Origin of the sequence: Sphaerochaeta associata (assembly GCF_022869165.1) — a bacterium.
GTDB classification, from domain to species: Bacteria; Spirochaetota; Spirochaetia; order Sphaerochaetales; family Sphaerochaetaceae; genus Sphaerochaeta; species Sphaerochaeta associata.
This window is the reverse complement of sequence record NZ_CP094929.1, coordinates 206,570-223,840: the sequence shown is the minus strand read 5'-3', so window position 1 is coordinate 223,840 and position 17,271 is coordinate 206,570. Positions and strand designations below refer to the sequence as shown.

16 protein-coding genes and 1 pseudogene are annotated in these 17,271 nt (G+C 49.8%); 3 read left to right on the top strand and 14 right to left on the bottom strand.

The features are described from left to right. The first annotated feature begins 118 nt into the window (after window positions 1–118). Window positions 119–1,387 (top strand): ATP-binding protein, encoded by a 1,269-nt coding sequence (locus MUG09_RS01020; protein WP_244772724.1) that lies wholly within the window; start codon window positions 119–121, stop codon window positions 1,385–1,387. A gap of 69 nt (window positions 1,388–1,456) precedes the next feature. Here MUG09_RS01020 and MUG09_RS01015 read toward each other — a convergent pair whose 3' ends face one another. From MUG09_RS01015 to MUG09_RS01005, 3 genes are read right to left on the bottom strand one after another with little or no spacing between them, the layout of a single operon-like run. Next, window positions 1,457–2,671, bottom strand: a complete 1,215-nt coding sequence (locus tag MUG09_RS01015; RefSeq protein WP_244772723.1) for a BREX system ATP-binding domain-containing protein — start codon at window positions 2,669–2,671, stop codon at window positions 1,457–1,459. Beyond that, the gene (locus MUG09_RS01010) at window positions 2,655–3,914 is read right to left on the bottom strand and encodes a BREX system ATP-binding domain-containing protein (protein ID WP_244772722.1); all 1,260 of its coding nucleotides are present in this window, start codon (window positions 3,912–3,914) and stop codon (window positions 2,655–2,657) included. Before MUG09_RS01010 ends, MUG09_RS01015 begins: the two co-directional genes overlap by 17 nt. A gap of 11 nt (window positions 3,915–3,925) precedes the next feature. Further along, window positions 3,926–4,690 (bottom strand): hypothetical protein, encoded by a 765-nt coding sequence (locus MUG09_RS01005; RefSeq protein WP_244772721.1) that lies wholly within the window; start codon window positions 4,688–4,690, stop codon window positions 3,926–3,928. Window positions 4,691–4,823: 133 nt separating this feature from the next. Here MUG09_RS01005 and MUG09_RS01000 point away from each other — a divergent pair, with 133 nt between their 5' ends. Further along, complete coding sequence (locus MUG09_RS01000; RefSeq protein WP_244772720.1) at window positions 4,824–6,371, top strand: DEAD/DEAH box helicase; 1,548 nt, start codon at window positions 4,824–4,826, stop codon at window positions 6,369–6,371. On the opposite strand, the gene MUG09_RS00995 is transcribed toward MUG09_RS01000, so the two are convergent. From MUG09_RS00995 to MUG09_RS00975, 6 genes and pseudogenes are all read right to left on the bottom strand, one after another. Next, a complete protein-coding gene (locus MUG09_RS00995; protein ID WP_244772719.1) occupies window positions 6,368–7,672 on the bottom strand; it encodes a type II toxin-antitoxin system HipA family toxin in 1,305 nt (434 codons plus the stop codon). The genes MUG09_RS01000 and MUG09_RS00995 overlap by 4 nt on opposite strands. After that, window positions 7,669–7,914 (bottom strand): helix-turn-helix domain-containing protein, encoded by a 246-nt coding sequence (locus MUG09_RS00990; RefSeq protein ID WP_244772718.1) that lies wholly within the window; start codon window positions 7,912–7,914, stop codon window positions 7,669–7,671. Before MUG09_RS00990 ends, MUG09_RS00995 begins: the two co-directional genes overlap by 4 nt. A gap of 68 nt (window positions 7,915–7,982) precedes the next feature. Next, window positions 7,983–8,279: a Fic family protein gene (locus tag MUG09_RS00985; protein WP_244772717.1), complete on the bottom strand. Its 297-nt coding sequence runs from the start codon at window positions 8,277–8,279 to the stop codon at window positions 7,983–7,985. Beyond that, a pseudogene (locus MUG09_RS16560) lies at window positions 8,280–8,378 on the bottom strand (ATP-binding protein); the annotation flags it as partial. Further along, window positions 8,357–9,178: an AlbA family DNA-binding domain-containing protein gene (locus MUG09_RS00980; RefSeq protein ID WP_425314090.1), complete on the bottom strand. Its 822-nt coding sequence runs from the start codon at window positions 9,176–9,178 to the stop codon at window positions 8,357–8,359. The gene MUG09_RS00980 and the pseudogene MUG09_RS16560, both read right to left, overlap by 22 nt. A 123-nt stretch (window positions 9,179–9,301) precedes the next feature. Then, a complete protein-coding gene (locus tag MUG09_RS00975) occupies window positions 9,302–10,639 on the bottom strand; it encodes an ATP-binding protein (protein ID WP_244772715.1) in 1,338 nt (445 codons plus the stop codon). A 297-nt stretch (window positions 10,640–10,936) separates the two neighbouring features. On the opposite strand from MUG09_RS00975, the gene MUG09_RS00970 reads away from it, so the two are divergent. Next, complete coding sequence (locus MUG09_RS00970; RefSeq protein WP_244772714.1) at window positions 10,937–11,227, top strand: hypothetical protein; 291 nt, start codon at window positions 10,937–10,939, stop codon at window positions 11,225–11,227. Between the two features lie 124 nt (window positions 11,228–11,351). Here the strand turns inward: MUG09_RS00970 and garD are convergent, their stop codons facing one another. The 5 genes from garD to MUG09_RS00945 form a co-directional block, all read right to left on the bottom strand. Then, a complete protein-coding gene (gene garD / locus MUG09_RS00965; RefSeq protein ID WP_244772713.1) occupies window positions 11,352–12,860 on the bottom strand; it encodes a galactarate dehydratase in 1,509 nt (502 codons plus the stop codon). Then, on the bottom strand, window positions 12,857–14,347 hold the full coding sequence (locus tag MUG09_RS00960) for a tripartite tricarboxylate transporter permease (protein ID WP_244772712.1): 1,491 nt from the start codon (window positions 14,345–14,347) through the stop codon (window positions 12,857–12,859). The genes garD and MUG09_RS00960 overlap by 4 nt, the downstream gene beginning before the upstream one ends. A gap of 11 nt (window positions 14,348–14,358) precedes the next feature. Then, the gene (locus MUG09_RS00955; protein ID WP_244772711.1) at window positions 14,359–14,814 is read right to left on the bottom strand and encodes a tripartite tricarboxylate transporter TctB family protein; all 456 of its coding nucleotides are present in this window, start codon (window positions 14,812–14,814) and stop codon (window positions 14,359–14,361) included. Between the two features lie 70 nt (window positions 14,815–14,884). Continuing rightward, window positions 14,885–15,916, bottom strand: a complete 1,032-nt coding sequence (locus MUG09_RS00950) for a type 2 periplasmic-binding domain-containing protein (RefSeq protein WP_244772710.1) — start codon at window positions 15,914–15,916, stop codon at window positions 14,885–14,887. 437 nt (window positions 15,917–16,353) lie between these two features. Then, the gene (locus MUG09_RS00945) at window positions 16,354–17,268 is read right to left on the bottom strand and encodes an AEC family transporter (RefSeq protein WP_244772709.1); all 915 of its coding nucleotides are present in this window, start codon (window positions 17,266–17,268) and stop codon (window positions 16,354–16,356) included. Between the last annotated feature and the right edge of the window lie 3 nt (window positions 17,269–17,271).

Genomic DNA, 17,271 nt, shown 5'->3' with positions numbered 1-17,271 from the left:
CGGTCCATTCTACTGAATGAAAACGGTCCATTCTACTGAATGAAAACGGTCCATTCTACTGAATTTGGTTGACTATTTCATTTTTTTATAATAATTTATTCTTGAAGGAGAAATCCATATGAAAGAGTATCTTCCTAGAATTGCAGATATAGTATTAAGCGATGGGCTTGAAGCCAAAGGTGCCGTACTTATTGAAGGGCCAAAATGGTGTGGAAAAACAACTACAGCATTGCAAAAAGCGAAAAGCGTTGTGTATATGCAAGATCCCTTGGACAAAGAACAAAATCTCGCTTTAGCAGAGTTGAATCCATTGCAACTACTTAAAGGAAAAACTCCCAGGCTTATCGATGAATGGCAACTTGCACCAAAACTATGGGATGCCATCCGTTTTGATGTTGATAAGCGGGATGAATTCAATCAATTCATTCTCACCGGATCCTTTGTCCCAGCTGACGATATGTCAAATTCACACTCGGGGACGGGTCGCATAACAAGAATGACTATGCGGCCTATGTCACTTTTTGAGAGTAAAGATTCTGATGGGTCGGTCTCCTTACGGTCCCTATTTGGCTCAAAAAATGAAATCTCAGCAGATAGCAACATTTCCATTGAGGAATTAGCATTCCTTATTTGTAGAGGTGGATGGCCCAAAGCCATCGGCCAGTCACAAAGAGTTGCCTTGCAACAAGCATTTGATTATGTAGACTCGATTGTTAATAAAGATGCATCTAGAGTTGATGGAATCGCGAAAGATCCACAACGCATGAAAAACTTATTGCATTCGTATTCTAGATTTATAGCTTCAGATGCAAAAATAACCACAATTCGTGATGATATGGTAGCGAATGATGTTGATACTCTTGATTATAACACTGTCTATACATATATTTCTGCATTAAAAAAGATTTTTGTTGTAGAAGACCTTCCAGCTTGGAACCCAAAGCTTCGTTCAAAAACCGCAATCAGAACGACTGATACACGGCATTTTACCGATCCATCTATTGCTACTGCATCATTGGGAATAGGGCCACAAGATTTGTTAGACGATTTACAGACCATGGGACTTTTCTTTGAAAATCTCTGCATACGTGACCTACGAGTCTTTGCAGAAGCTCTTGATGGGAATGTTTACCATTACAGAGATAAAACCGATCTCGAGTGTGACGCAGTTATTCATCTTAGAAATGGTTCTTTTGGATTGGTTGAGGTAAAGCTTGGAGGCAGTGCTATCGATACGGCAGCCGGAAATCTTCTAAAACTTCAGGAGCGGCTAGATACAAACAGAATGAAACACCCCTCTTTTCTCATGATACTTACAGGAACAAAGTATGCATATACTAGAAAGGATGGTGTCCATGTAGTACCTATTGGATGTCTGGGATTGTAAAAATGTTTACTAAAACAAGGGAACCATGTTTCTAGCGTACCAGGCCCTCCTCCCGGAGGGCCCATCCATCTACTCCTCGAACAACTCCTCGAAGGTGGGAGTGTTGTCGACCGCATCCTCTTCGTACTTCTCCTCCTCCAACGCCCTGACCGTACTATTGCCCACCGAGTGGTAGAGATAAAGTTGGTCGAGGTACTCGATGGCACTTCTGATCTTGGAACGCAGGAGATAGCCGCTGCGGTCAACTTGTGAAAGCATCGCCTTCAAGTCGACATCGGGCTTCCAGTCATACGCCTTGCCGTGGAAATCCACGATCTTCTCCAAAATCTGCTGGATTTCACGTGGTGTCAGCGGCTTGAGCTGGGGAGCATTCACAATCGCATCCAGAACAGCCTTCATCGGCATCTGGTCCTCAGGGTACAACTCCTCCAGATTCTGGTACTCCGCCTTGGCTTCGATCACATCCTCGGTATAGGAGGAGCTGAACGCAAACAGACTGAACGTTGCCTCCAGCTGCTTGGGAGGAAACAGGAAGGAAGCAATCGTCTGGTAAGCCTTGGAGCGAGCCTTCTTGCTCAAGCGACCGATCAACTCGGACTCATCGAAGAGCACCACCCAACCCCGATAGCCCAGCTGCCGGAACAAGTGGCTGACAAAAGCGATATAGTCCTTGGTATGCCGTGACTTCACAAAGTTCTGATTGAACGACACCTTTTCATTGAAAATCCTGCGGTACATCTTCTTGATCATGGGGTTGGGAACAAAATCCCCTTCCATATCGGTACGCAGAAGGAACTGCTCCTCCTGGTCGTCGGTATGTACATAGGAACGCAAGAGATAGTAGAGCCTATCGGTCTCAAGCTGCGTAGCTGCATACAGAAGCAGGTCATTGGTGAGCGGGACATTGGGAGTAAGCTTATCCAGCTCCTGGATGAACCCCGGCTGCAGATGCCCGGGCAGGTACGTATTGCTGATCAACTTCGGATAGACCAGATACGGCTTGTCCAGCGGAGTCTCCTTGCTCAATGATACCACCGAAACCACCATGTTGCGTGCATGGGCGAGCGTATAGACGGTATTGAGCAGGTGGGTCTTGCCCTCGCCATACTTGCCGCTGAAAATCATGGCATCGCTGGTGCCTTCTTCACATACTTGATCGAGCTGTTCGATGATGCTGCTCAACAAGTCGGCACGCGCCTCGCAAAAATGATGCCCGATCGCCTTCGAAGGGATCCCCGAGCGCAGGGCCTCGATCATATGTCTCTCTTCATACCCCCAGCTCATACTGACCCTCCTCTGTATCGGCCTTGAGCAACCCCAATGTCGCCTGATTCACCAAACGCGGGATCGAAACCCCGCCCAACTTTGCCTGTTTGATCAAGTGCTGGGCGATCTGCTCATCGATGGGCCGTGTCTCTACATTGATATGCTGTACGATCGCGGCCAGTTTCTGGCTCATCTGCACCAGCATTTCTGGTGTATACACCTGCATGGCTACGGCATCGAGATCGATGATGTCGGTGAACGTGTTGATCCTATCGGAGACCACCTCGTTCTGGATGCGCATCCACAGTGCCTGATACGCCTTCAGACCCGCATTCTCATTGTCGATAAGCTCGCGGCCAAAACCGAACACAACAAGGAAGTGGCTGAATGTATCGATGTCGTCGATGAGCTGGCGGATGCTCTCATAGGTATCCTCACGCTTCATCTTCGTGTAGTGGAACGGATTCATGCCCGAATTGTCCACCATCACATCCAGGTCATCGACGGTGACCACCAGGCCGTTGTAGCCTGCAAGGTGCACCAGCTCTGCAAGCGAGCGCAAGAGGTTGCGGGCATTGTACTTGGTGATTCTGCTTGGAGCCATCCCCAAAGGCCTGAGGCTGGTCATGCGGATCTTCTTATCACCATGCATCCATCCAAGGACAAGATCCTTGTTTGCCTGCTCAAGAGCAGGATGGCCGAGCAAGGAGCCGCAGAGCAGACTGCAGGCAAGGCTGAAGTTGTTGTCCATCCGACGGTTGTCCAGAAACATCTGCTTCAGCTGGTTGCGGATCTCGCGGCGGGTAAGGCCGTCGGCCAAGCCTTCGATGGCAAGGCGGTCCAAGAACGTAGAACCAGGTTCGATATCATCGGCAGAGAATCCCATAGCCTCAACGATTCGTTCACTGCAACGCCCGAGCAAGCCCATCACATCAGCTTGCTTGAGCACCTCCAGATAGAACTCACGAAAATCGTGGAGCCAGAGCGACCGCGCAGAGAGGGAAACCGTCAAATATCCCTCCTGTTTGGCAACCGATTGGAACAGGTGCAGGCAGTGCGTCTTCCCACTGCCCTTGCCGCCGGTCAGGAATTTGATCTTGCTGCCGCCTTGCAGGATGAACTGCTGCAGGTACTTCTCGCGCCAAAAGTCGGTAAGGAATTGCAAACCAACCGTAAGCTGGTCGAGCAACTCCTCGCTTTCAGGAACCTCGCCCTGGGAAAGCTGGGCGATGGTTGCGCTGATCCGTGTCTCTGTCTCCATCTGCTACCTCACTAAAAGAACCTGATTGTGGCCAGGAAATGTTCTGCTCCGCTTCGGTCGAGAATGCGAAGCGTCTTGTTGCTGTTGCGGCTCGGGCCGAACTGATAGCTTCTCCCTCCCTTGACCTCCACCATCTCATTATCGAACAGGCGGGCGATATCGAAGGCATAGCTTTGCTGGTCGTAGTCCTTGCGGAACCGGCTCATCGGTACCAGATACTTATACAGCGTTGTCAGATACAGATCCGATCCGGCTGGCTTGTTCAAGCTCAAGAGAGCAAGGTCATAGGCAACAGCCAACTCGTTGGCGAACTGGGTTGCATTGAAACTCGCCTTGTAGAGTTTCTCCTGCCCGCCCTTGATGGTGCTCACCAAAGCCGAAGGCCTCAGACACGAAACCTTCTTGCGGTCGACAAAAACCTCCTGGTTTTCCACATCGATGCGTACGGTGTAGGGAAACATCTCAAATACAGGGAAGGACCCGATTACGTCGACACCCTTCTTTGCACATTCGGCGAGCAACTGTTCGGTGAACAAGCCGCTTTCCAGGTACTCTCTTGCATCGAAGCCTTCCAACAAGGCATGCATTTCACCGGCAATGGACTCGACTTCCCCGCCGACTTGATTCAGAGAGGCGGTATCGGAAACACAGCGGAACACATCGCCGCTCTCCATCTGCTTCGCAACTGATTTCTGCAACTTGGTCAACGTCTTGAGCTTCTCCTTCAAAGACTTCTCAAAGACCAAATACTCACCATACAAGGTATCGTAATCCATGACTTCTCCTTCACTGTACATCGGTAAAATCATAGAGTATGTGCAGAAGCTGTTCAATCCTAAAAGGAACAAAACAATACATTGCCATACAAAGGTTGCTATGTTAGGGTGACTGAAGGAGTGTACCTACGCGATGAGCTTCTCACTATATGCATGGCAGAGCGCATGCATTGAATCCTGGCTGCAAAACAAAGGCCGTGGTATTGTGCAAGTGGTCACCGGAGCCGGGAAAACCATCCTGGCACTCTACGCCGCCAGACAGCTGCAACTGCACCTTGCAAAGAGACTTCATATCGTCATCGTCGTCCCAAAGACTTTCCTCGTCGGTCAGTGGAAGGCGAGCATCCTCTCGCACCAGCACGATCTGGGCCTTAGACGTGATGATATCGGCTGGGTCCATGGAAATCACCACCAGGCGCATGACAAGCCGGTGATGATCTATGTAGTCAACTCAGCGCGGTACACACTAGCAAACATCCTGCTGCAGAAGATCAAGAACAAGGAACCGGTGCTGCTCATCGCCGATGAGTGCCATCACTATGCCAGTGCGGAGAACCGAAAGATATTCTCCTTCCTCGATGGGTTGTCTGAAGAAGAGAACAAGTGCTATCACGCCCTTGGGTTGTCGGCCACACCCCAGACCAATGGATTCGCCGCCCATCTGGTACCAGCCCTTGGCCCGCTCTTTTATACCTACGGGTTCAATGAAGCGATGCAGCAAGGGGTGATCAACCAAGCGGTGATCCACAACATCGAAATTACCATGACGGAGATGCAGAAACTTACCTATTCTGAGCTCTCAGGAAGAATCAGCAACACGTCAAAACGATTGAAAAAACTTGCTCCCTACCTGGACAAACTCAAAGGGCTTGCATTCTTCTACGCCCTTGAGGATCTTTGCTCCAGCAAGGATGAAACCATCGCTGAACTTGCCAGACTGCTCCTAGGTCTCTATCAGCAACGCAGGGCCCTCATCAACCTGGCACCCCAGCGCCTCGATTGTACCTTCGACCTCATCGCTCTTCTTGACCATACAAGCAAGATCATCATCTTCGGCGAGCGGATAACCCAAAGCGAGGAGTTGTATGAGAGACTCAAACGTCGCTACCCCAAGGAAGTGGTGCACTACCATAGTGAGATGGGCGATGTCGAGCGGACCATTGCACTGGAGAACTATCGAAGCGGGGAGGCCCGAATCCTTGTCTCCTGCAAGGCTCTCGACGAAGGGTTGGACATACCGTCTGCCGATGTGGGGATCATCCTCTCCTCCACCAGTGAACAACGCCAGCGTGTGCAGCGCATGGGAAGGGTGCTCAGACGCCAGGAGGGCAAGCACAAGGCAAGTCTCTTCTACCTTTCCCTGGCAGACACGGTAGAAGATGCCAATCTACTGGAGGAGGGCATTGAGATGGTGCAGGAGGGGTATCTTTCCTACACCGATCGATTCATCCATCCTTCCTATGACGAGCTTGCCGATGCATTGACTGAAGCAGTCCTAAAGAGCAAGAAACCCATCCCGGGCCTACAGACACTGCTTGACCAAGGGAGGGTGCGAAACGACTGGTACGAGGAGCCTGAGGTGCTTCAGACATGGCATAGGCAAGCGACGAGCCCTGTGAAGAAGCGTTATTACAGCTGCATGCGGACCCTCGCCCTCTTGAGGGAGAAATCCAATTGCTAGGATTGCAATCGTAAAGCGGCCTTTCGCATTCCATTGAATATCGGCTGTGCTACGTCTTGTGGAAAATCCTGCGGCAATTGACTCTCCAAGCGCTCAAGGACTTGTGGCAGGTCATGCAACGTTTCATCCATGATAGTCTGCATTATGTGTTCGGCACCGCAAAGTTTTGCAGTATCCAACCAATGCTGCCTTTGCATAGTCGACCAACCATATCGATGAGCTCTGCGCTCCAACCCCATTGCCAGCGTTACTTTCCGATCAAATATCTGTCCTTTGCCCTGTTCAATCACCGGATGCAAAGAAAGCACGTCATAGAGCGGTGTCATCCGAAAGCGTCCCTGTTGTTCAAGATACAGGCTGAAATTCTTGGCATGAGCATCAGGTGCGGCCATGAGCCAATAGAGGAAATGTGCACTAAGAAAGGTCTTCCTGTCTCCATACGCCTGGCTGGAAGCTTGGAGCAAATCCATACACGCTTGTATTCCCACTCCCTTATCAACTTCATACTTCCGGCTTGAAGGAAGTCCATGAGCTTGGCAAAAATCCTCCTGAGGGATTCGAACATACCAAGAGCCATCACCGGAAAGCTTTCTATCAAAACGCTTTACCACCAGCACACGCTGGTTGCCGAAATCATGCATATCCGCTTGAGCAACAGGCAGACCGAAAGCTTGAAGAATCTGCAGGCAAAGCCACTCATTCTCGACTGAGTTATGCAAATCGAGGCTAAGTGAATTCATTGCACGTATTGGTAATTTAATAATATGGGTGCTGGGAGTTGCACCAAGGCTCATGCACCACGAACCATCATGAAACAGCAATGCTGTTTTTTCCTGTGCTCCAGCAAGGGAAATACGAAAGAAATCGTCATTGTTCACCGATATTGGATTATTGGAGACAGCATCCAGAAGAAGCAGTTCAATCTCATGTTCAGTAAGAGCTTGCTTCTCAACAGTGCGTACTGAAGGTATCGGACTATCCTTTTTCAGTATCTGTAGAGCTCCGACACAATCACGCCCGGTCTCAGCGAGAATATCGAAGGCAGAATCCGATGCACATCCAAACCGTCGAGCAAGTCTTCGCCTGATCTCAAAGCTATCGGGAAGGAGATTATCAAAAAATGATTCAACAAACGTACCAACAGAAGTTTGGTACAAGGGTAAAGAGAGAGAAAGCGGGCAGGCGTTTGGGTTTTGTACATAGGAAACATCATACTCAAACGTATGGACACCCTTGTCTCTCGACCAACGGCCCACAAATGTTCCATTCATCCATACATCAAGTGTCGTCTGTGTTCTCATTCCCACATATTCCCTTGAGGAGCATCCTCCTTGCCTTGCAAGAGGAATTCCAAATTCAGAGCTGAAAGCAGCCGCAACAGACTCTCGATCGAGCAATGAAGAGGATCGTTCTCCAACGCAGAGATGGTTTTAGGAAGCAGACCGATTCTCAAAGCGGCTTCCTTCTGCGTCAAGCCCAAAGCCTTCCTGCGTGTCCTGAGGTAAGAACCTAATTGGACCGGTGTCTGGATAGGGTATTGCATACATCCTCCTATGCTGTATCAGCATACCCTATAGGGTAGTTTTTGTATATATACCTTACAAGGTATATCTACAACCTCCTATACCGAGTAGCCGGACCATCGCCTTCCTTTTTCACCAAATACGACTGCATCATCCCGGCAAGGACTCGCTTGGCACTGGTGGCGCTGACACCCAGCTGGTGCTCGACATCGGATCGGGTGATCGTCTCCGATGTAAAAAACAGAGCAAGTACACGCTGGTGTACAGCCTTCATATCGGGTGCATACAGTTTTCTCTCATGAACCTCACCATAGCTGACCTTCGGAAGTACAACGGTTACGGTGTTCTCAGCAACCAGAAAGGATGGTTTTTGCAGAAAGTCCATATAGGACTCCTGAATCCTTCGTACTCCGGTGGCAAAGCGTTCCATGATTGCAAGCCGATGGAATACTTGGGCCAATATTACATTTCTCGGAACTGAAATTCGGCCGCCAAGATATTCAGCAAGAGAAAGGCCTGACGGCAGACCTCCCGGCAAGCTTCTCGTGGAATCTGGATACGCTTTTCCCGGTAGAATCCACTGACTTGCTCATACTGACCATACCATGCATCCAAAAGCTCAAGAACACGATGGTATTGATACAATACCGAGCATTCCTCCAGACTCTCCCGATGCAGAAATATGGAAGAACTCTCTCCAAACCTGGCAATGTCCAGTGAAGCGTGAAAAGGCCCGGGACTATCACTGAGAAGCTGACCGGCATAGGTATACCCTTGCCGATCGACCAGTCCCAGAGTTTTGAGAAGATCGTTGCTCAGGGTCTCGATGCCCAGAACCTTCTGAAACTCTGCCTCTAATTGTTTGAAGCTCAGATCCTGTTTGCTTGCCGGCAGCTCTTCGTATGCGAGGGCACTACCTTGGAGAACCAACTGTCTCAATTGTGCGGCATCAACAGGTGCAGTAGAGGCATCGAAACGCACATAGGCACGATGCTGATAATAATACGGTGGATTCATTCCTTTGCAGACTGAGAGGACAACTAATTGGCGGCCTTCTCGTGTACACGTGGAAAGCTTATACGACGGGCGTGGAGAAATTCCGTCATTGATGGCATGCTCGATCTGCAGCATCAACTGCTGGACATTCTCAACACCAAGAACGGTACGGTCATCCTTGATGCCGAAGATAAGTCGGCCATCAAGATAGTTGGCAAAGGCCGATACTGTTTTCAAACAAGAGGGTGTGTATACAACCGTATACTCGCAATCTCTGCTTTGCGGCACTTCAATCACCTCATTTCTCCTTAGCCTATGACAGAATGAGCCGATTACACTATTATCGGACCAACATTGGTCCTATAGGGTAATCCGGTATGTCCTAAGGAAGAAGCAGGCTCGGATTGCTTCTCAAACGCTACGCTGCAATGCCAGGGTTATGAGTTTCTCAGTCCAATCAGCCATAAAGAAAGGGATATTGAGTACATCACCATCGAGTTTGAGATTCTGTAAGGAATACCGAATTCTCAAACCAAAATCATTGTCATGCAGGCGTTTGATGGCTTTCAACGAAGAGCTGGAGATATTGGTGTCTGCCTTTACCTCGATAGGGATGATATGATTCTTATGTTGGAGAAGGAAGTCAACCTCATATCGGTTATCACTACTGGTCCAGTACCGTAAAGGGACAGGAAACGCTGCAGTCAATGCTTGCAGAATATAATTCTCTACAAATGCTCCCTTGAACTCGGTAAACAATTGTGTAGGATGGAGGAATGATGAGATATCCAGTTGAGCCAGTCTCCTCAGTAAAGCAACATCGGCTGCATAGACTTTAAAAGCAGACAGATCCTCATATGCCGACAAGGGTAAAGCAGGTTTGGTACAGCGAGGCACCTTTGTAACAACTTCAGCAGAAACCAACCAGTGAAGTGCATCCTCATACTCTCTTGCTCTCGCTCCTTGTTTCACGAGTTGGTACAAGAATTTCTTGTTTTCTCTTGCTAGTTGGGAAGGAAGCGAATGCCAGATATGCATCAGTTTCGGATACTCCCTCGGCTCGGGGTGTTTTGCAAAATCCCGTTCGTAGGCTTGGATGATCGACCATAAGATACCGTCTATCTGTCCACTATGTTTCTCGTTCACCCATCGAGCCATGGCTTCAGGCATCCCACCAATCAGAAAATATTTCTTTAAGTTCTCAACCAAAGGATTGAAGAAAGCATCGGGAATTGGATCCAAATCAACTTTCGCATCCAGATATGCAATCAAATTCTTCTCATCCTCTGCAACCAGCATTTCCCTAAACGTAAGAGGCAGGATTCGTAAAAAATCAACCTGGCCGACGGGGAAGGAAGAGGGTTTTGCCAAAGCCACTCCCAGCAACGACCCAGCACAGGCAACATGATATCCCTTTCCATTTTCATGAAAGTATTTCAACGAGTTCAATACTTCAGGAGCATCCTGGATTTCGTCAAACACTATGAGCGTCGAGCCTTCTGTAATTGGAAAGCCGATGGCAAACTGGAGATTGCTTAAAATCCTCGTTATATCCTTGGTCGATGAAAAGAATTGTCGATATTCTGGATGTTCATCAAAGTTGAAAAGGGCCACCCGCTCATAGTATCTCCTACCAAATTCCTTGAGCAGCCAAGTTTTTCCTACTTGGCGAATGCCTTGGAGAAGTAGTGGTTTTCGGTACGGTGACTCTTTCCAAGCAACCAAATCCTGCATTGCATTTCTTTCCATTCACCCTTTCCTCTCTTCTGGTTAAGTATAGAACGAAATCGAAAAGCAGTCAAAATTAATCACATAATTCCAGCAGATTATGTGAGTTTTATCACACTTTATGCAGGTTTTTTGTGATTTGTAGTTTATTGTGCCCATATAAAATACTTTTACTAGTGTAGAGTTCATCAGAGAAAAGCTTGTTCATATTTTGAACATACTGCTATGAGGCAGGAACAAATGAAGAGGCAAAGGCAGCAGAGTTGCTTGGCCAATCTGTTATGGAGTTTTATCGTAGTCGTTATATGAGAGACAGCAATGCCGCAGTTGTTAGTCAGTGACACCAACATTTCTGGTACTGCAAGAACTCCAATAATACAGAAAGACCGACTTCACAGTCGGCTTCTTGGAAGGGGTTCCGATTCTGGCCTTGCGGCCTTCCAACAGGACAAGGGATCGAGTCTCCTTGCTCCCCTGCTGTGCCGCAGGCAGGTTGTCTGGCAACCTATCTCTTCCGTCCAAGGTATCGCTTGTGGCATTGCCCTGCTTCCTTGGTTTCTTGGCTATAGTAAACACGGTATTGATGAAGAAAGTATGAACAAGCGGTAAGAAATGTATAAATCGTATAGTGATAAGACGCCTGTTCCTGTTCAATTATTGAACAATCGTAATGAATGAAAGGACACCTCCTTAAAAGTGTCCCTTCTGTCGTTGCATCGAGTGTTCCTGCTTCTCATGTGATAGGAGCCGGATTGAAGTAGCAGAGGAAGTTGTTCAGACCGAACTGCTCTGCATACGGCTTTTGGCCGCTTGCCACATCGAGGATGAGATTGAACAAGCGTTCACCCACCTCTTGCACCGTCTCTTCACCGGTGGCAATACCGCCTGCATCGAGGTCGATGAGGTCCTGCCACATCTGTTTCATGACATTGCGTGAGCAGACCTTGATCACCGGAGCCTCGGCCAGGCCGTAGGGCGTACCACGACCGGTCATAAAGACCTGCAGGGTAATACCACTGGCAAGCTGGGAAGGACCGCAGACAATATCGCTGGCCGGCGTCGCTGCAAATAGTAGACCGCGCTTGGTCGGCAGCTCTCCGGGTCCGATGACCTCGACAATGGGAGCCTTGCCGCTCTTCACAATCGATCCCATCGCCTTCTCGACAATGTTTGAAAGGCCTCCTTTCTTATTGCCTGGAGTCGGGTTGGCACTGCGGTCGACACTACCCTTTGCAAGATACTGATCGTACCAACCGATCTCGGCAACCAATTTGTCGACAGCTTCCTTGCTCGTACAGCGTTTGGCAAGCAGGTGTACACCGTCGCGTACCTCGGTCACCTCGCTGAACATCACCGTAGCCCCACCTGATACAAGCAAATCACTGGCATGGCCTGCAGCAGGATTGGCGGTAATGCCACTGAAAGCATCACTGCCCCCGCACTGCATGCCAATGCAGAGCTTGGAGAGAGGAAGGGTCGTTCGCTTGCGCTCATTCAGCTTCTTCAGCTTCGAGTCGGCCATCTGCATCAGCGCATCCATCATCGCAACAAAGCCTGAATGGTCCTGCAGCATGATTACATTCTCAACATTGATCTCTTCCTCGTTCAGCAGCTTGTCGACGGTGAGCTTCTCACACCCAAGACCTACGACCATCACCTGGCCGCCGAAGTTGGGATTCTTGATGGTATTTCGTATCGAACGGATGGGAATGACGGCATCGGGGGCGTTGATCGCAACCCCGCAGCCGTAGGCGTGGTTGATTGCGACCACCGAATCGACATTCGGATACTTCGGCAGCAATTCACTTTTAATGCGCCTGACCAGCTGGTCGACCACCCCGCTGACACACTGGACCGTGGTGGTAATGGCAAGAATATTTCGCGTTCCAGCGTACCCGCCGTCAGGGTTTTCATACCCTTCGAAGGTAGTCCGACCAGGCTTTGGAAGAAGCACATCATCAGGCTGGCTGAACTGCAACTCGTCAAGCGAAGGCTGCAGCGGAAGCTCAAGCATATGCTCGTTGATCCACATCCCTTTCTTTACATCCTCAAGCAGGTAGCCGAGCACCACAGCGTAGCGCAGGACGGCCTCTCCCTTCTTCAAATCCCTGAGGGCCACCTTGTGGCCCTGGGGGATGTCGGAAAGCAGGGTGAGACCGGACACCGTTTCACCCTTGCTTGCAGCCTCGGTTACGATGGCAACATTGTCGGCGGGATCGATCTGAATCAGGCGTGCTCTCATGCCTTCTCCTTCCTTGTCTTCTTCTTGGTCTTGTACTCATCGTAGAACGCATAGACCAAGGAGATGAGAATCAAAACCCAGATGACATTGCCGATCGGGCGGCTGAAGAACGTTCCAAGGTTTCCGCCGGCTCCCTTGATGGAGTCGACAAAGTACTTCTCAAGGTCGTCTCCGAGGATGAAGCCGATCAAAAATGAGGGGATACTGAAACCGAATTTCCACAATACATAGCCGACCAGGCCGAAGAAAATCATCGCCCAGACATCGAACATATTGCCGTTTTGCGTGGCGTAGCTGCCCACCGTACAGAGCAGGATGATCACCGGATAGATCCTGGTCTTGGGGAAGTTGATGATCTTCACCACATGCTTGATCGGGTAGAACATAACCACAAACATCAGGATGTTCGCAAGACCCAAGGCAATCAGGATCGCCCTCCAGATTTCAGGGTTGTTCATAATGAACAGCGGTCCTACCTGGATACCCTGGAGCATGAAGGCTCCGATGAGCACCGCTGTCGTACTGTCACCGGGAATACCCAGGGAGAGAAGCGGAATAAGGGCTCCACCGGTAAGTCCGTTGTTCGAGCCTTCACTTGCTACAAGCCCGTCGACAATTCCGGTTCCGAACTTCTCGGGGTGCTTGCTCATGCTCTTTGCCTGAGAGTAGGAAAGCAGGGAGGCAGCAGAGCCGCCGACACCGGGAAGGACGCCTACGAAGGTTCCGATCAAGCCGGAACGAAGGACGTTGAACCACTGACCATTGAAGTCCTTGAAGGAAAAGCCACGGGTTTCGTGGTTGAGGTCCATCTTCTGATGCTCCTCCTTCATGCCTGTCTCTGCTTCCTGGAAGATCTGGACCAGGGCAAACAGTCCGATGAGGACCGGCAGCAGCTGAAAGCCCATGCGCAGGTCGACCTTCAAGAGGTCGGGAACCATGCGCATCTTGTTGTTGTCGGCGAACTGGCCGATGAGGGCGATGAGAACACCCAAAAAGCCTGCAAAGATTCCCTTGATCATCGCACCCTTGCTGAGGGCGGCAATAATGGTGAGCGCAAACAAAATGATGAGGAACTTCTCGATAGCCGAGAAGTTGATCGCAACCTTTGCAAGCGGCGGGGTGAAGAACCACAAGCATGCAAGGCTGATCAAACCACCGAAAAGGCTGGCGGTGATGCCGATCCTCAAAGCCCTGAGACCTTCCCCCCGCTTGGCCATCGGGAAACCGTCAAAGCCTGTGCAGATGGAGGAGGGAGTGCCGGGGATGTTGATCAGGATGGCAGGGATGAGTCCGCCGGAGATGCCACCGACGTAGAGCCCCAGAAGGAGGAACAAGCTGGTCGTCAGGTCATAGGCATAGGTAAGGGGCAGGAAAATGGCTATGGCCATGGTGGCCGTCATGCCGGGAAGTGCGCCGAACACAATTCCGATCACCACTCCGATGAACGACATGACAAGCTGGGTAATTCCAAAGGTAAATACTTCCATTGCTTCACTCCTTAGGGCAGGGTAATCTTGAAGACCGTTCCGAACAGAAACCAGATCAAGGTCGAGGAAACGACTGAGATGATCAGGGAAATCAAGAGCGATCTGAAGTCAGGGTTCGACCAGAACTTTTTGGTCTTGAAAGCCACGGGTATTGAAGCAAGCTGCTCGATTCCTACATACAGGACATTGAACAGGAAAATGAAAATAATCGAGGCAGGAAGGAACCCCATAAAGTTCATAGCCGGGATGTACAGCAAGAGGAGCAACAGAGAGCCTGGCAACCTGACTTTGTCCCAATTGGCCACAAAGAAGTGATAATTCTTGAAATTGAAGAAGGGCTTGCCCTGCTTCTTGCATTTGATTGCACGTTGAATAAGCATGATGACCATCAAGAACACCAAAATCCCCATGATCATCGGCGGAAACAGCCAGTGGGAGGTGGATGGTTTATAACTGATACGCGGCATGGGATCTCTCCTTACAGAGTGACTGCAGACCTAGAGGTCTGCAGTCATGTTGATACAAACAATCAAGAATCTACAGTACCAGGTCGTCCAAGGAAGGAGCCCTGTCGATCAAGCCCTGAAGACTGTCGCGCTTTGCATAGATGAAGTCCTTGCTTTCGGCGGCGGTGAGGTACTTGCCGGGGCGGTAGGTCATCTTGCCAAGGTCGGCGATCAAGCCGGGATCTGCATTGGCACGCTTCATGGCAGCATCAAGTTCGGCAACCAAAGCGGCGGGGAAATTTTTGGGCAGGTAGATCAGGAAGTCCTTGGAGAAGCGGAATTCCTTGCCGTCAAGGGTGATGCCCTGGTCAGCATAGCTGGTCGCATCCACGCCATCGATGTTGTCCAAAAGGCCTACAAACTTCATGGCAAGCTTCTTGTCGGTCGTCTGGGTGTACTGGAGCAGGCTGGTGTAGTCGGCAAAAATTACGTCGGCATTGCCATCCCAGAGCATCTGCAGCTTGTCACCGGTGGATCCACCGATTACGACCTTGATGCGGTCGGCAATCTCTTTGCCGTAGGTATCGACCACCCACTGGTAGTACACGATGAAACCGATGTGGGAGACGCCACCTGCTTCACAAGCCATGCGCACGATTGCGCCGGGGTTCTTCTGCAGGTATACAGGAATGTCGGCCATGTCCTTGTACGGAGCATCGGCCTTGGCACCCCAAGCCGAACCGGGGTTCTGGGCGATGCGGGGACCGACGGTCATGTTCTCAAGACTGTACATGTCGTCATAAGCACCAAAGGAGATGCCCAGGTACGTCATGTCATGGAACATCATGATGGTGGCGCCATCGGCCTTGGATGTCTGCATGGCATCGAGGGCCTTGGCAGCACCGACGGCATCGACTTTGAGGTTTGCACCCAGTTCCTTGCCGAGGTAGCGGCTTACCGTCTCGGCGATCAAATACGAGTCACCACCGGTGGCGGTGGATCCGATAACAACACGGACATTCTGGCCCTTGAAGGTCGGAGCTGCAGTTTCGGTAGCTCCGGCAGCAAACAGCATACCTCCTGCAAGCATCAAGCAAAGAGAGAGAATCAACAATTTTTTCATGGAACGTTCTCCTTCTGGATCGTAACCGCCCCTAAAAGAAGCGGCGATATGTCATACACCTGCACGCAGGTCCATATCCACATAGATGGTTGCACTAGCAGCCAACCCTGTATTGATAGCGTACGCTTGGATTCTTCATCTGTCAACGAAAAAATGTTATTTTTCAAAATCCTTTTGATTTTTTATAATGAAAACATCGATTTATCAACTAATTAATGAAGTAAAATTGCTGTATTTGTATTTATCTCCTACTAAAACCATAACCATTAGAATTGAGTTTATAATATTACCATTAAAAGATTTATATTATTTTTACCTTCATAATCATAAAATTCATCAACACCACATACCGGATTAAAAGTGCATAAAAATTCAAATAATGATAAATTTTCTATAATTCTATTTGATTTTTCAAAATGAAAAACAAAAAAAGAAACCTACAGAATCATCCCCCAGAATGGGATGGAAACCAACGAAAGCATCGTGCTGATGATCACCAGTTTGGATGCATAGGTGGTATCCCTGCCGTACTTGGATGCCAGGATGACCGTAGAAGAGCCGCCGGGCATCGCGGCAAGAATCACCCCCACTCCGATGAGTAGGCTGTCGATACCCAGCAGCTGCCCGATCACCAAGGAGACCAAAGGAATCAGGACAAGCCGAAGAAAGGAGAACTGCACGAGATTCCTATCGATGTGCAGGTGCTCCCGCTTCATCTCCCCGAACAGCGAACCGATGAGCAGCATGGAGAGGGCCGTGGTGCAACCTCCCAGACTTGAAAGGGTCATACGGGCGAAGGCGGGAATCGACAGACGTATCACCATCAGAACAAGACCGACATAGACTGCAACCATGCAAGGATGCAGGATGACTTTTCTCGCTGCCTGCTTCTTGTTGACAGCCGCAGGGCTGAAAATCGATAGGCCCGCCGTCCACATCACCACCCGCTGGGGGATGAGGTAGATGGAAGCGTACATCAGGCCGGTTGCACCGAAGAGCTCCCCTGCTATCGGAAGTCCAAGAAACCCTGCATTGGAAACAAGAATGCCATAGTGGAGCACGCTTCGCTTGGCAGGATCCACCTTGAGAAACGTGATGCGGGTCAGTAGGTAGCAGATTACCTGGACCCCTACCGAAATAAGGAAAATGATGGACAAGGAACCAAGCAGCTCGGCCTTGATATCTATCTGGAAGGAGAGAATAATGCTGCACGGCAGGGTGACATAGAGGACCAGGTCGGTGAGCAGCGTCTTGGCGGTCTCGTTAAAGAGACCGACCTTTCGCAGCAACAGGCCGACTGCAAGCAAAGCGAACAGTTGGCCCTGCAGGTTCCAAAGACTGGAAAAATCCATCAA

Coding starts and splice junctions, on each gene's coding strand:
- MUG09_RS01020 (WP_244772724.1), top strand. CDS start 119: ATGAAAGAGTATCTTCCTAGAATTGCAGATATAGTATTAAGCGATGGG.
- MUG09_RS01015 (WP_244772723.1), bottom strand. CDS start 2,671: ATGAGCTGGGGGTATGAAGAGAGACATATGATCGAGGCCCTGCGCTCG.
- MUG09_RS01010 (WP_244772722.1), bottom strand. CDS start 3,914: ATGGAGACAGAGACACGGATCAGCGCAACCATCGCCCAGCTTTCCCAG.
- MUG09_RS01005 (WP_244772721.1), bottom strand. CDS start 4,690: ATGGATTACGATACCTTGTATGGTGAGTATTTGGTCTTTGAGAAGTCT.
- MUG09_RS01000 (WP_244772720.1), top strand. CDS start 4,824: ATGAGCTTCTCACTATATGCATGGCAGAGCGCATGCATTGAATCCTGG.
- MUG09_RS00995 (WP_244772719.1), bottom strand. CDS start 7,672: ATGAGAACACAGACGACACTTGATGTATGGATGAATGGAACATTTGTG.
- MUG09_RS00990 (WP_244772718.1), bottom strand. CDS start 7,914: ATGCAATACCCTATCCAGACACCGGTCCAATTAGGTTCTTACCTCAGG.
- MUG09_RS00985 (WP_244772717.1), bottom strand. CDS start 8,279: ATGGACTTTCTGCAAAAACCATCCTTTCTGGTTGCTGAGAACACCGTA.
- MUG09_RS00975 (WP_244772715.1), bottom strand. CDS start 10,639: ATGGAAAGAAATGCAATGCAGGATTTGGTTGCTTGGAAAGAGTCACCG.
- MUG09_RS00970 (WP_244772714.1), top strand. CDS start 10,937: ATGCCGCAGTTGTTAGTCAGTGACACCAACATTTCTGGTACTGCAAGA.
- garD (WP_244772713.1), bottom strand. CDS start 12,860: ATGAGAGCACGCCTGATTCAGATCGATCCCGCCGACAATGTTGCCATC.
- MUG09_RS00960 (WP_244772712.1), bottom strand. CDS start 14,347: ATGGAAGTATTTACCTTTGGAATTACCCAGCTTGTCATGTCGTTCATC.
- MUG09_RS00955 (WP_244772711.1), bottom strand. CDS start 14,814: ATGCCGCGTATCAGTTATAAACCATCCACCTCCCACTGGCTGTTTCCG.
- MUG09_RS00950 (WP_244772710.1), bottom strand. CDS start 15,916: ATGAAAAAATTGTTGATTCTCTCTCTTTGCTTGATGCTTGCAGGAGGT.
- MUG09_RS00945 (WP_244772709.1), bottom strand. CDS start 17,268: ATGGATTTTTCCAGTCTTTGGAACCTGCAGGGCCAACTGTTCGCTTTG.